This window comes from Hymenobacter sp. DG25B (assembly GCF_000801315.1).
In the GTDB taxonomy this organism is placed as follows: Bacteria; Bacteroidota; Bacteroidia; order Cytophagales; family Hymenobacteraceae; genus Hymenobacter.
Genome location: NZ_CP010054.1, coordinates 1,632,897 through 1,646,444 on the forward strand (window position 1 = coordinate 1,632,897; position 13,548 = coordinate 1,646,444).

13 protein-coding genes are annotated in these 13,548 nt (G+C 59.0%); 7 read left to right on the plus strand and 6 right to left on the minus strand.

Translation table 11 applies throughout. The features are described from left to right. Positions 1–61: 61 nt before the first annotated feature. Positions 62–949, plus strand: a complete 888-nt coding sequence (gene fabD, locus PK28_RS06995) for an ACP S-malonyltransferase (protein ID WP_044512793.1) — start codon at positions 62–64, stop codon at positions 947–949. 65 nt (positions 950–1,014) lie between these two features. On the opposite strand, the gene PK28_RS07000 is transcribed toward fabD, so the two are convergent. The 3 genes from PK28_RS07000 to PK28_RS07010 form a co-directional block, all read right to left on the minus strand. Then, positions 1,015–1,950 (minus strand): sodium:calcium antiporter, encoded by a 936-nt coding sequence (locus PK28_RS07000; RefSeq protein ID WP_071885093.1) that lies wholly within the window; start codon positions 1,948–1,950, stop codon positions 1,015–1,017. A 142-nt stretch (positions 1,951–2,092) separates the two neighbouring features. Continuing rightward, the gene (gene folK / locus PK28_RS07005; protein WP_044512799.1) at positions 2,093–2,578 is read right to left on the minus strand and encodes a 2-amino-4-hydroxy-6-hydroxymethyldihydropteridine diphosphokinase; all 486 of its coding nucleotides are present in this window, start codon (positions 2,576–2,578) and stop codon (positions 2,093–2,095) included. 257 nt (positions 2,579–2,835) lie between these two features. After that, positions 2,836–3,723 (minus strand): alpha/beta hydrolase family protein, encoded by an 888-nt coding sequence (locus PK28_RS07010; protein ID WP_044512801.1) that lies wholly within the window; start codon positions 3,721–3,723, stop codon positions 2,836–2,838. Between the two features lie 123 nt (positions 3,724–3,846). On the opposite strand from PK28_RS07010, the gene PK28_RS07015 reads away from it, so the two are divergent. After that, a complete protein-coding gene (locus PK28_RS07015; protein ID WP_044512803.1) occupies positions 3,847–4,827 on the plus strand; it encodes a polyprenyl synthetase family protein in 981 nt (326 codons plus the stop codon). 142 nt (positions 4,828–4,969) lie between these two features. On the opposite strand, the gene PK28_RS07020 is transcribed toward PK28_RS07015, so the two are convergent. Then, the gene (locus PK28_RS07020) at positions 4,970–5,281 is read right to left on the minus strand and encodes a hypothetical protein (protein ID WP_044512806.1); all 312 of its coding nucleotides are present in this window, start codon (positions 5,279–5,281) and stop codon (positions 4,970–4,972) included. Positions 5,282–5,718: 437 nt separating this feature from the next. On the opposite strand from PK28_RS07020, the gene PK28_RS07025 reads away from it, so the two are divergent. Genes PK28_RS07025 through PK28_RS07040 form a run of 4 tightly spaced genes read left to right on the plus strand, consistent with a single transcriptional unit; the run spans position 5,719 to position 10,477 of the window. Then, positions 5,719–6,765, plus strand: a complete 1,047-nt coding sequence (locus tag PK28_RS07025) for an aldose epimerase family protein (protein WP_231576233.1) — start codon at positions 5,719–5,721, stop codon at positions 6,763–6,765. Positions 6,766–6,806: 41 nt separating this feature from the next. Beyond that, a complete protein-coding gene (galK, locus tag PK28_RS07030) occupies positions 6,807–8,000 on the plus strand; it encodes a galactokinase (protein ID WP_044512811.1) in 1,194 nt (397 codons plus the stop codon). Between the two features lie 27 nt (positions 8,001–8,027). Next, complete coding sequence (locus PK28_RS07035; RefSeq protein ID WP_044512813.1) at positions 8,028–9,080, plus strand: UDP-glucose--hexose-1-phosphate uridylyltransferase; 1,053 nt, start codon at positions 8,028–8,030, stop codon at positions 9,078–9,080. Between the two features lie 11 nt (positions 9,081–9,091). Further along, on the plus strand, positions 9,092–10,477 hold the full coding sequence (locus PK28_RS07040; protein ID WP_044512816.1) for a cytochrome P450: 1,386 nt from the start codon (positions 9,092–9,094) through the stop codon (positions 10,475–10,477). A gap of 75 nt (positions 10,478–10,552) precedes the next feature. Here the strand turns inward: PK28_RS07040 and PK28_RS07045 are convergent, their stop codons facing one another. After that, the gene (locus PK28_RS07045; protein WP_044516495.1) at positions 10,553–11,677 is read right to left on the minus strand and encodes an MBL fold metallo-hydrolase; all 1,125 of its coding nucleotides are present in this window, start codon (positions 11,675–11,677) and stop codon (positions 10,553–10,555) included. Positions 11,678–11,800: 123 nt separating this feature from the next. Between PK28_RS07045 and PK28_RS07050 the strand changes: the two genes are divergently transcribed. Next, entirely contained in the window at positions 11,801–12,370 is a 570-nt protein-coding gene (locus PK28_RS07050; protein ID WP_044512817.1) for a GNAT family N-acetyltransferase, read from the plus strand. Between the two features lie 52 nt (positions 12,371–12,422). On the opposite strand, the gene PK28_RS07055 is transcribed toward PK28_RS07050, so the two are convergent. Continuing rightward, positions 12,423–13,292 (minus strand): universal stress protein, encoded by an 870-nt coding sequence (locus PK28_RS07055; RefSeq protein WP_156126287.1) that lies wholly within the window; start codon positions 13,290–13,292, stop codon positions 12,423–12,425. Positions 13,293–13,548 lie beyond the last annotated feature (256 nt).

Below are 13,548 nucleotides of genomic sequence, written 5' to 3' on the forward strand. Positions count from 1 at the left end.
TGCCCACCTCCGTAGGCCGGCATCCTTGTTTTATTTATCCACCCCGCCAAAAAATCTACTAGTGAAAGCAGTCATTTTTCCCGGTCAGGGCAGCCAGTTCAGCGGCATGGGCCGCGAGCTGTACGAGCAGCACGCCGCAGCCAAGCGCCTGATGGACCAGGCCAACGAAATCCTGGGATTCTCTCTCACCGACATCATGTTCTCGGGCTCCGAGGAAGACCTGCGCCGCACCGACGTTACGCAGCCCGCCATTTTCCTGCACTCTGTGGCGCTGGCCGCCGTGGTGCCCAATCTGCAGCCCGCCATGGTAGCGGGGCACTCCCTGGGCGAGTTTTCGGCGCTGGTAGCGGCCAAGGTGCTTAAGTTTGAAGATGCCCTGCGCCTGGTAGCCCAGCGCGCCCAGGCCATGCAGGCCGCCTGCCAGGAGCAGCCCGGCACCATGGCCGCCATCCTCGGGCTGGATGATGATACTACGGCCAGAATCTGCCAGGAGATTTCGGAGGGTGGCAACGTAGTAGTGGCCGCCAACTACAACTGCCCCGGCCAGCTGGTAGTATCCGGTTCGCAGCGCGGCATAGAGCTGGCTTGTGAGCAGCTGAAAGCGGCCGGGGCCAAGCGCGCCCTGCCGCTGCCTGTAGGCGGTGCTTTCCACTCCCCGCTGATGCAGTCAGCAGAAGCGGCGCTGGCCCAGGCCATTGCCAAAACCACTTTCTCGGCGGGCATTTGCCCCATCTACCAGAACGTAGACGCCGCCCCCCATACCGACCCCGACGAAATCCGCGAAAACCTGGTACGCCAGCTCACGGCCCCCGTCCGCTGGACGCAGAGTGTGCAGCGCATGGTACAGGATGGCGCTACGGAGTTTGTAGAGTGCGGCCCTGGTAAAGTATTGCAGGGCCTAGTGAAGAAAATTGCACCGGAAGCGGCCGTTAGCTCGGCTACGGTTTAGTAGTACAGTTTTGGAAAATAAAACAGCCCGCTGAATTTCAGCGGGCTGTTTTTATGTAGTAGCATCTATAGGCTGATTTTTAATGCCAGATACCCCGTGTATATCAAGATTAAAGATAGGCCCTCCAGCCTGGAAACGCCTCTTTTAGTGTGCAAATAGAACAAGGCCAGAATAGTAACCGCCAATAGAAAAGGCAGGTCAAAACGGACTAGGTTAGTCTCCAGATGAATTGGCTTTATGAGCCCGCCCAGCCCTATCAGTACGAGGTTATTGAAGATATTGCTGCCAATAATATTGCCCACCGACAACCCAATTTCCTTGCGCAACGCGGCTCCCACGGAAACGGCCAACTCAGGCAAGCTGGTACCTAGGCCCACAATGGCTATGCCCACAAAGGACTGGCTCAGGCCCCACGTTTTAGCCAGCAGTATAGCATTGGATACTACCAGATCAGAGGAAAAAGTGAGGATAATGACGCCGCTTAGCAGCAATAGCGTCAGCATGGTTAAGCTTTTATCCGGCGTAGCAGCATTGTCGGCGGACCGGGGTTTCTGATAGCGAAAAAGCAGGTAGTAATAGGCTCCAAAACTGAGAAGCAGGCAGCCGGATTCTACGCGGTTAATATGCCCATCCAGCCCAACGGTAATTAATATAGCTATGGATAGAATGGAAAATACGGCATTGCGCAACCACTCGCCCGGGCTCATCTTAAACGTAACTACCAGTGCCGATATGCCCAGTACGATAGTAGTGTTACCCAAACTGCTCCCAATGGCATTACCGGTAATGATGCCTGCAGATTCTATGCCCTTAAGTTGAAAGTAGGAGGCTTCCAACGTCACAAAAACCTCCGGTAAATCGGTGCCTATAGCCAGAATGCCTAGCCCAACAAAGGAGTGGGAGAGATTGAAGCGCTTGGCGAAGCCTAATGCGCCGCTAATTATAAACTTCGTTCCCAGCCACAAGCCCAGCAAGCCTCCGGTAAGCAGAAGTATATACATGCTATTATATATAAATCGGGTGCCTTACTGCCACTCAACCACGTGTATGCTGTGCAGGGTCTGGTGTACGACTTCTGCCTTTTAAGGTAGAGAATTACAGGTTATTCCCTCCCCGGAAAATAGCCGAAGTGTGAGGCTGGCTTTACCCCGGAAACCGCTCTACCGCCAGCGCATCGGCACACATGGCCAGCAACTCTGCCACCGTGTTGCCCAACAACGGATGAATCACCTCCGCCGCAATTTCAGCCAATGGCACCAGCGCAAAGCGTCTTTCCTGTAAACGGGGATGAGGAATAGTAAGCTCCGGCGTTGCCAGCAGCACATCATCATAAAGCAGAATATCCACATCCAGGGTGCGGGCGTCCCAGCGGATGCGGCGGGTGCGGCCAGCTAGCCGCTCGGTTTGCAGACAGGCGGCTAAAAGCTGTTTGGGTGTGAGGGAAGTGCTGAGCTGCACTACCTGATTCAGGTAAGCGGGCTGGTTGGAGAGGCCCCAGGGGGCAGTTTCGTAGAGGCTGGAGGTGGCGGTTACGGGGCCGGCACTGCTGTGCAGCTGCCGCACGGCTTCGCGGAGGGTAGCGGCCCGGTCGCCGAGGTTGGAGCCGAGCAGGAGGTAGGCAGTGGGCAAAAGCTTACAGGTAATTCAGGGTGTGGAGAGGGGTAAAGATAGTTTCACCAGAACTAGAAGCCAGCGCTAGCTCCCCGCCTTAGTTAAGGAGGGGTGGTTGATAATTGTTGTTTATCAGGACCGTCATGTCGAGGTTTCCCAAGCCCGTCATGTCGAGCGCAGTAACGACGGTCAATCACCCTTAGGCCCTCTTTATCTAAGGAGGGAAACTAGCTCTGGCTTTAGTTTCCTGGCTCTGGCTACGCTTAGTAACTTCTTTAAAGTACCCGGCGCAGAAACTCCACGGTGGCTTCGGCAGCTTGTTGGGTTTCGGTGGGCAAATCTTCGGACTGCCAGGGGTGGGCGCCGCCCAGGTTGTGCTGCACGTTGGGCAGAATGAGCAGCTCGGCGTCCTTTTTCAGGGTTTTCAACTCGTGGGCGCGCTCTACGGGCACGGTTTCGTCCTGGTCGCCGTGAATGATGAGCAGAGGGCGGTGGCGCAGCTTGCGGCGTACGTTGTGCGGAATATCCAGGCGGAGGCGGTTGGTATGGAAGTCCTCCACAATCTGGTAATAAAGCGGCATTTGCTGGCCGGTGCGGCTGTTTTCTACGTGCAGCACGCCCTGCTTCTCCCATTGCTGCATCATGGGCTCCGGCCAGCCGGGATTTACATTGCTGATGGCAGCCCAGCCTACCACGGCTTTCACGCGCAGGTCTTCGGCCGTTTTCAGCAGCACCAGGCCGCCGCCCCGGCTGTGGCCCACCAGCGCCAGGCAGTCGAGGTCGGTTTCCGGGGCGGGCAGCGGGGTTTTTTCGGGGTCGAAGAGCAGGTCCAGCAGGGCACCAATGTCGTCCAGCTCCAGGGAAAAGTTGTTGCGGCCGAAGGCGTCCATGTCTTCCAGGTCGCCGGAGCCGCCCACCACAATGCCGTTGTGGGAGAGGTCCAGCTTCACAAATACAAAGCCCTGTTGGGCAAAGTAATCGGCCAGCACGTTAAAGTGGCCCCAGTCTTTAAACCCCTTAAAACCATGTACAAATACCACCACGGGCTTGGGCTTGCCGGTAGGCACGTAGCGGGCATCGGCGGCAAAGGGGCGGGTGTGGTGCGGGGCGGTCAGGATAAAATCCAGACGCACGGGCCGGGTGGGGGTTGGGGCAGCACTCATGGTCTCTAAAATAACAGACAGCAGGCGAAGAGTACGAAAGTACACCGCAAAAACCGGCCCGGGTGGTGTAAGGTTAGGAAACGCCCCGTGCGGGGCGTATCATTGCTGTGTCAAAATACCCGCATGACTATAACGCTGGACCAGATACAGGCCCCTATTGCGGCCGAAATGGCGGAATTCGAGAAGAAATTCCGGGCGTCCATGCAAACCCGGCAGCTGCTGCTGGATAAAATCATGGGGTACATTGTGAAGCGCAAGGGCAAGCAGATCAGGCCCATGTTTGTGTTCTTTACGGCCAAAATCAGTGGCGGCGACCCTCTGCCCGATGCCACTTTCCGAGGTGCGGCCCTCATTGAGTTGCTGCACACGGCCACCTTGGTGCACGATGATGTAGTGGATGAGAGCAACTACCGCCGGGGCTTTTTTTCGGTAAATGCCCTCTGGAAAAACAAAATTGCGGTGCTGGTAGGCGACTACCTGCTTTCCCGCGGCCTGCTGCTGGCCCTTAATAATGACGACTTCGACCTGCTCAAGATTGTGAGCAACGCCGTGCGCGAGCTGAGCGAAGGCGAGCTGCTGCAGATTGAAAAAGCCCGCCGCCTCGATATCACCGAGGACGTGTATTTTGAGATTATCCGCCAGAAAACGGCTTCCCTCATTGCTTCCTGCTGCGCCGTGGGTGCCTCCTCAGCCGGGGCCGACAAGGAAACCGTGGAGCGGGCCCGCCTTTTCGGCGAGAAAGTGGGCATTGCCTTTCAGATTAAGGACGACCTGTTCGACTACGGTACGGCGGAAATCGGCAAGCCAGTAGGCATCGATATTAAGGAGAAGAAGATGACGCTGCCCCTCATCTACTCCCTGCAGCAGGCCGACTGGCTGACCAAGCGCCGCGTGATTTACAACGTGAAAAACAACGACGGCCGCAAAGACCGGGTGCAGCAGGTCATTGAGTTTGTGCGCCAGACCGGCGGCCTGGAATACGCCATTCAAACCATGCAGCGCTACCGCGACGAGGCCCTCACCATTCTGCGCACCTTCCCCGCGTCGCCCTCCCGCACCTCCCTGGAACAGCTGATTAACTACACCATTGAGCGGGAAATGTAGCCCTCGGCTGCGTCGAATTGTGCAGCCGATTTTCGATGTAACGCTTCATTCTTTTCGACCAAAACAAAAGCAAAAAGCCCCGCAGTCTGCGGGGCTTTTTGCTTGTAAGGGAATCGGTCTAAAGGTCCGATGAATTCGTGCTTTAGGCTTCCGGTTCGGCTACCTGGTAGGAAACGCTGCCGTTTTCCACATCCGAAACATCAAAGCTCACGCCATCAAAGTTGCTTTTCACCGTGATTTGGTGGGTCATGTTGCAGCCGGGGCATTTCACTTCCTCTTTCTCGAACTGCCCGTCATCTTCCATGGAGTTGGCCAGCAGGTCGGGGGCGGGAATGCCAATCAGGTCGGTGAATACTTCGGTGTGGCACTTGTTGCACGCGAATTTCAATCCGACGGTGCGGCCCTGCAGCTCGTCAAGCGGAGCGGGGGTGTTGGGTTTCTGCTGAATCCACATAGGGAACCGGGAGTTTGGTTGTAGAGAAGTATACGTGAGCCGCAAGGGCCTGAAAGCTCTACGCGTAGTAGGTGGGCTGGGGTTGTGCTGCCCGCCCCAAACCCGGCCCCGGCCCTGATGGTGTTGACCAAACTGATTGGGCAAGACAAGCAGCTAAAAGAGCGTAAATCAGGTAGTTGTTCAGATAACCAACGGTGCCGGCCGGTAGGAGTAGGAAACTATCAGACAACTATGCCAAAATTGTGTGGTAGGCGGATGCGGGTTATCAGATTGGCACTCAGAAAGAAGCTGCTTTATTTAAGACTCTGCGGGAAGCAGCATCACAAACTCCCCGGTATAGCTGCCGTAGTAGAAGATGCTGGCTTCCGCATTAAAAGGCGCTGGCAACCGCAGAAATTGCCCTTATTGCTATTAATTGTCATCCTAACCTATCCGCCGTGCCCATTGCTTCCTCTTTTGGTACCACTACAGATGACACGGAAGTGCAGCTCTTTACGCTGACCAACGCACACGGGGTGCAGGTAAGCATCAGCAACTACGGGGGCATCATCACCCGCCTGCTGGTGCCCGATAAAGCCGGCCAGCTGGGCGACGTGGTGCTGGGCTTCGATAACGTGAGCGGTTACCAGAGCCCCGAGTATTTGAAGGCGGGTCCGTATTTCGGGGCGCTTATTGGCCGCTACGGCAACCGCATCGGCAAAGGCAAATTCATGCTGGACGGGAAGACCTATACGCTGGCCACCAACAACGGGGAAAACCACCTGCACGGGGGTAAAAAGGGTTTCGATAAAGTGGTGTGGCAGGCGCAGCCGGGCACTTCAGCCGATGGCCAGATCCTGAAACTCACATACCGCAGCCCGGACGGGGAGGAAGGCTACCCGGGCAATCTGAACGTAACGGTGGTCTACACGCTGACGGCGGACGATGCGCTGACCATCGACTATACTGCCACAACGGATAAAGCCACGCCGGTTAATTTGACTAACCACGCCTACTTCAACCTGCGCGGGCAGGGCGACATCCTGGGCCACGAAGTCACGATTCCCGCCGACCGCTACACCGTAGTGGATGCCGGCCTGATTCCCACCGGCGAGCTACGCCCTGTAAAAAACACTTCGTTTGATTTTACCACGCCCCACCCCATTGGCGCACGAATTGGGCAGGTACCCGGCGGCTACGACCACAACTGGGTACTGAATAACCCCGCTGGTTTGCACCTGGCCGCGCAGGTCTACGAGCCCACCACGGGCCGCACCATGGAAGTACGCACCACCGAGCCGGGCATCCAATTTTACACGGGCAATTTCCTGGATGGCTCCTTAGCCGGCAAAGGCGGGCAGGTGTACCGAAAGCACGCGGGCTTCTGCCTGGAAACCCAGCACTTCCCCGATTCGCCCAACCAACCCTCGTTTCCCAGCACCATTCTCAGGCCCGGAGAAGTATTTAAATCAACGACTATCTACCAGTTTGGGACTCGTTCCTAGCCAACAACGTTACGGCCGGGGCCTTTTCTACTACTTCTGCTATGCATCCATCTACCTCCGCCCACCTGTTTTCTACCACTCCGGAAAGTGTAGCCACCGATTTCCGGCAGCGTTTCAGTGGAGAGCCACTGTTAGTGCGGGCCCCCGGCCGGGTAAACCTCATTGGCGAGCATACCGATTACAACAACGGCTTTGTGCTGCCCGCCGCCGTTGACCATGCCATCTACTTTGCCGTGCGCCTGAACGGTAGCCGCACCATTAACCTGGTGTCGCATGATTTACAGGAAACCCTGAGCGTGCCGCTGGATGCCGTGCAGCCTTCGGATCATGCCTGGGCCAACTATATTCTGGGCGTGGTGGCGCAGCTGCAAAAGCGCAACCTGCCGCTGGAGGGGTTTGATTGTGTGTTTGGTGGCACCATTCCCATTGGGGCGGGTATGTCGTCTTCGGCGGCGGTGGAATGCGGTATGGCATTCGCCTTAAATCACTTGCTGAACTTAGGCTTGGAGCGCATGGAGCTGGCGCACATGGCCCAGAAAGCGGAGCATGAGTACGCCAAAGTAATGTGCGGCCTCATGGACCAGTTTGCCAGTCTCTTCGGGCAGGCCAACCACGTGGTGCGCCTGGACTGCCGCTCCCTGGAATACGCTTATTTCCCCTTCGATACCACCACCAACCGCATTGTGCTGTGCAACTCCGGGGTGAAGCACTCCCTGGCCAGCTCCGAATACAACCTGCGCCGGCAGGAGTGCGAGCAGGGCGTCAAAATACTGCGCAGTCATTACCCCAACATCAGCAGCCTGCGCGATGCCACGCTGGCGCAAGTAGAAGCGCACCGCCAGGAGCTGGGGGACGTGGTATACCGGCGCTGCTCGTACGTGGTGGAGGAAAACGAGCGGGTAGTGCGGGCCTGCCAGCACCTGGAGGCGGGGGATATGAAGTCCTTCGGCCAGGAAATGTATGGCTCCCACGCCGGGCTGCGTGATAAGTACGAGGTAAGCTGCCGGGAGCTGGACGTACTGGTGGAGGCGGCCCGCACCCACCGCGGCGTATATGGCGCCCGCATGATGGGCGGCGGCTTTGGCGGCTGCACCATTAACCTGGTAGCCGCGGAGCAGGTAGAATCCTTTATCCAACACATGACCGCCGCCTATCAGCAGCAGCTGGGCCTGCCGCTGGAAATCTACCAGGCTACCATTGTAGATGGAGTAGGCCTAATGGCCCCCAAAGCTTAATTCCTGGCCGCTTTTTATCTGATTGCTATGTCTGGTTTCGATACTGCTGAACACCCGCACCGCCGGTTCAATGCCTTGAAGGGCGAATGGATTCTGGTATCTCCGCACCGCTCCAAGCGGCCCTGGCAGGGGCAGCAGGAAGCCCCCGAGCAGGAGCACCGCCCCGCCTACGACCCCGGCTGCTACCTCTGCCCCGGCAACACGCGCGCCAACGGCGAAATCAACCCCGCCTACGATGCCACCTTCGTATTTACTAATGATTTTGCGGCCCTGCAGGAGAAGGTACCGATGGGCAGCATCAACGAAGGCGGCTTGCTGCGGGCCGAAGCGGAATCGGGTATCTGTCGGGTCATCTGCTTCTCGCCGCGGCATGATTTAACCCTGCCGGAAATGACCACGCCCGCCATCCGCAAAGTGGTGGATCTATGGGTGGAGGAGTTCCGCACCCTGGGCACCCGCCCCGATATCAACTACGTGCAGATCTTCGAGAACAAAGGCCAGATGATGGGCTGCTCGAACCCGCACCCGCACGGGCAGATCTGGGCCCAACGCACCGTGCCCATGGAGCCGGCCAAAGAAGGGGAGCAGCAGCTGGCCTATTTCCAGGAGCACCAGCGCACGCTGCTGTCGGCTTATCTGGCCCTGGAGCTGGAAAAGCAGGAGCGCGTGGTGCTGGAGAATGAGCATTTTGTGGTGCTGGTACCGTATTGGGCCATGTGGCCCTTTGAAACCCTGCTGATTGCCCGCCGCCCCGTGCAGGATATTACGCAGCTCACGGATGAGGAGCGGGAGGCGCTGGCCGATATCCTGCGCCGCCTCACCATTCGCTACGATAACCTGTTCCAGATTTCCTTCCCGTATTCGGCGGGGCTGCACCAGCGCCCCACTGATGGGCAGGAGCATCCGGAGTGGCACCTGCACATGCATTTCTTCCCACCGCTGCTGCGCTCCGCCACCGTGCGCAAGTTTATGGTAGGCTACGAAATGCTCGGCGACCCACAGCGGGATATTACGCCCGAGTTCAGTGCCGGGCGGCTGCGGGATATGTCGGAAGTGCATTACAAGCAGGCAGCAGTCTAGGGCTTTTGCCGATGGATACGCAAGCTTCCGATACTGCCGCCAAACCATTCCCGTGGGTGCCGCGCTGGCGCACGCTGCTGTCCTCCGTGGCTATGGCCCGCGACCCTATCGGCAACCTCGACCGGGCCCACGCCCACCACGGCGACACGGTGGGGATGCACCTGGGCGGCGTGCGGCCCATCATCGTCACCCGCGACCCGGTCCTGGCTCAGCACATTCTGCAGAAAAACCACCGCCGCTACCTCAAGTCTGACCTCACGCACGGCCTTATCCGGTACATCGGGCGCGGGCTGCTCACCAACGAGGGCGCCGACTGGCTGCGGCAGCGCCGCCTCATTCAGCCCGGCTTTCACCGCCAGCGTCTGGCCGGCCTCACGCGCCTGATGCAGGCCGCCGCCGAGGAATGGACTCAGGAGCTGCGCACGCGCACGGCCGCCGGGCCGGCTTTGCTAGATATTCACGAAGCCATGACGCGCGTGGCCTTCCGCATTATTTCCCAGGCCACGTTTGGCACCGGCATGAGCGAGGCGGAGCGGGAGCGGCTCTCAGATATCCTCACCCAGATTCAGGCGTTTTACGTGCGCACCATCCGGCAGCCTTACTTGCGGCCGTGGTGGCACCTCACCGGCAGCTACCGCTACCACGATGCGCTAAGCCAGGAGCTGCGCGAGCTGGTGCGCGGCTACATCCGTCGGCGCCAAGCCGCCCCGAACAGCCAAACGCACGACGACCTGCTGCAAATGCTGCTCGACGCCCGCTATGAAGACACCGGTGAGCCCATGACCGAAGACCGGCTTCTGGATGAAGCCAACATCCTGCTGCTGGCCGGCCACGAAACCTCCGCCAATGCGCTCAGCTGGTTGTTTTATTTGCTGGCGACGCACCCTCAGGAAGCAGTAAAGTTGCGCGAGGAATTGCAGGCCGCTGGCCTTGCCAATCGGCCACCTGCTTTCGATGAGCTGTCCCGTTTGCCATACTCTCTGCAGGTAATTCAGGAAACCATGCGGCTGTACCCGCCCGCCTGGATTGTGGACCGCGTGGCCCAGGAAGAAGACGAGTATCAGGGGCAGCGCATCCCTAAGGGCACGCTGTTTTCCGTCTACCTCTATGGCCTGCACCGCCACCCGCAGCTGTGGTCGGCGCCGAATGAATTTCGGCCCGAGCGGTTTGCGCCCCATGCCCAGCCCCCGGTGCCGGCTTATGGCTACCTGCCGTTCGGGGCGGGCCCGCGCCTGTGCATCGGCAATCACTTTGCCCTCACCGAAATTCAGCTGGTAGTACTGGAGACCCTGCGTCACTTTACCTTAGAATTGCCTCCGAATACTGCCTCAGTGCCCGTGCCTTTGATTACGCTTCGGCCCCCGCACGGTATGGTGCTGCGCTTCCTGTCGGTGTAGTTGTCATTCCGAGCACAGCGAGGAATCTGAATACCCATTACCCAGATTCCTCGCTGTGCTCGGAATGACAAAGATTTACTGCCACCAATGCTCCTGCGGCAATGGGCTGCCATCTATAATTATGGGCTGACCCAGCTGTGGAGTGGTGATGGGCAATTGAAGGTGAGTGGCTGCCAGAACGGCACTAGTAACGGGCTCATTCCAGGGATGATGTGCTTCCGTGAAAGCGCCCCAGTGCACCGGCATCAGCACCCGGGCCCGCACATCCAGGGCGGCCTGCACGGTTTGCTCCGGCATCATATGAATTTCGGCCCATTGCTTATCGTACTGCCCGCATTCCATCAGGGCCAGATCAAACGGCCCGTACTTAGCGCCAATGGTTTGAAAGTGCGGGCCGTAGCCACCGTCGCCGCTGTAAAACACCCGCTTGGTGGCCGATTTTATCACCCAAGAGCTCCAGGAAGTGGAGTTGCGGTTGGTGAGGCCGCGGCCGGAAAAGTGGCGGGCTGGCATGCTGATGATAGTCAGGCCGGGCAGACGCACGGAGTCGTTCCAGTCCATTTCCTGAATCTTTTCGGGCGCTACGCCCCAGGCCAGCAGGTGGGCGCCCACGCCCAGGGGCACGTAGAAATGCGCCACTTTTTCCTTCAGCCGCAGAATACTTTGGTAGTCGAGGTGGTCGTAGTGGTCGTGGGAAATCAGCACGGCGGCAATAGGCGGCAGCTGCTCGGCCGTGATGGGCAGAATGGGATTGTAACGCCTGGGGGTAGCCCAGTGCACGGGGCCCATGCGCACGCTCAGCATGGGGTCCAGCAATATATTCTGGCCGGCTATTTCTACCAGGCTGGCGGAGTGCCCAAACCAGGTAACGCGCAGGGTCTCTGCTGCTTTTTGCGTGACGCTCAGGGAATCCAGCGGCCGCATGGGCAGGGGAGCAGCCGGCGTGGTATTAGGCTGTTTGCTGAATAGAAAGCGCCACAGGGCAGAGAAAGTGCTGCCGCCCGTCATGAGCGTGGTGGGTACCAGGTTCCGAAACTCTCCCTCCCGATAGTGGCCCGACTGCGCATAGGCGGCCAGTTGGGCTTTAGTGGGCTTGCCGCCAAACTCCGGACTCAGGTTGGCAAATGCCACGCCCACCACTAGCAGAACCACCACCAGGCCACCCAATAGCCGCCCGATATAGCGTAATGATTTTCTCATAAGGTATACTTCGGGAAAGGAGATGCTTTGGGAGAGGTAGTCGCCATAATACGGGAAATACTTTACGATGCCCGCCGGATAATGCCGCATGTTACGCATTGCAGGGTTTTGCTAATTTGCCGCATGTCCCTACCACTCTCCCTACTGTCGGCTCCGGTATCTGTGGTGCCGTTGCTGGAAACCCCCGATTTACTCCTGCGCGGCCCCCGGCCTACCGACCTCCCGGAGGGCACCGCCATGCACCAGGACCCCGATTTTTACCGCTTTCTGGGCGGAAAGCCTCATGCTGAGGAAGACGTGTGGCGCCGCATGCTCTCCCACATGGGCCACTGGGCCATGCTGGGCTACGGCTCCTGGTCAATAGAGGAAAAAGCCACCGGCCGCTTTGTGGGTACGGTGGGCTTTTTTGATGTGCAGCGCGACCTGACGCCCTCCATTAAAGGCACGCCCGAAGCCGGGTGGGTGCTGGCACCGCGGCTGCACGGGCGCGGCTACGCCAGCCAGGCCCTGCAGGCCGCCTTGGCCTGGGCCGATGAGCATCTGCCCGCGCCGCGCACCACCTGCATCATCGACCCCGGTAATGATGCCTCCCTGCGCCTGGCCCATAAGTTTGGCTACCAGGAATACGCCCGTGCGCTGTACCACGGCGAGGAAATCGTGCTGCTGGAAAGGGCCCGACCCGGCACGTTGTAAACGCAACAGCGCCCGCCCACAACGGTGGACGGGCGCTGTTTTGCTACTCTCTCTATACGTGGAAAGTAAGCACCGGGCAGGCTGCTTCCGTAGCTACCGCCTCGGCCACGCTACCCACAAACAGCCGGCTGAAAGCAGAACGCCCGCGGGTGGGCAGTATCACTAAATCAGCCTGTTGCTGCCAGGCAAACTGCTGAATACCGCGCGTGGGGCGGCCGGCTTCAAAGAGTACCGGCTCGGCTTGCGGCAGCTGATGCCGCAGGGCAAACTCCTGCAGGCGGGCCAGCAGGTCGGGGCGTTCAAACTCATCATTTACCACGTGCAGCAGCAGCAGGCGGGCGGCCGGGTAGAGCTGCAGCAGTTGGCGCAGCCCGGGTACGGCGGCATCCGCTTCGGCCGCAAAATCCACGGCAAACACAATAGTGCGCAGCTCAAACTCGCCGGGCGCGTGCTTCACGGCCAGCACCGGACAGGTGGCCTGCCGAATCAGCTGCTCGGTATGAGTGCTGGCAAAAAAGCGCTCCAGCGTATCGTGTTCCTGGGGGCCTACCACCAGCAAGTCAATCTGCCGCTCCTGAATCAGTCGGGCCACGGCTTCCGGAAACTCCGCTACGGCGGCCGTATCATGCACGGGCACACCGGGAGCCAGGTGGGCAGCTTCGGCCTGCAGGCGCTGCATGCGCTGGCGGGTGGCCTTCAGGCGCTTCAGGGTGAACAGCTCGTCCATGCCGGCGGCGGGCGTGGGCTGGTCGCTGTTTACGGGGCCGCCATAGGTACTGAAACCAGCCGTGGCCGGCTCGGGAGTCTCTACTACGTGGAGCAGCGTAACCGAGCCGCCGGCCCGGCGGGCCAGCTGCAAAGCCGCCTCAAAGGCATGGTGCGCCTGCTTGGAAAAATCGGTGGCAACGAGGATGTTCTTCATGGGGAAGGAGAGCACAAAGCGTGGAATACAACCCGAAGTAAAGGCGGCCGGCAAGCACCGCCCATGACAGATATCAGCCCGAATCCTGCAAAATATCAGGTGGTGGGTAGGGCAAATGGCAGCCTAAAAATCAGGTCGTTTCAAAAGCACTTTTGGTGTTCTGCTGAACGGCAGAATAGCGTGGTGCTTAACCCTGTAGCTGCTAAGCACCACGCTCAATTTACCTGTCATCCTGAGCTTCGCGAGGGACCTTATC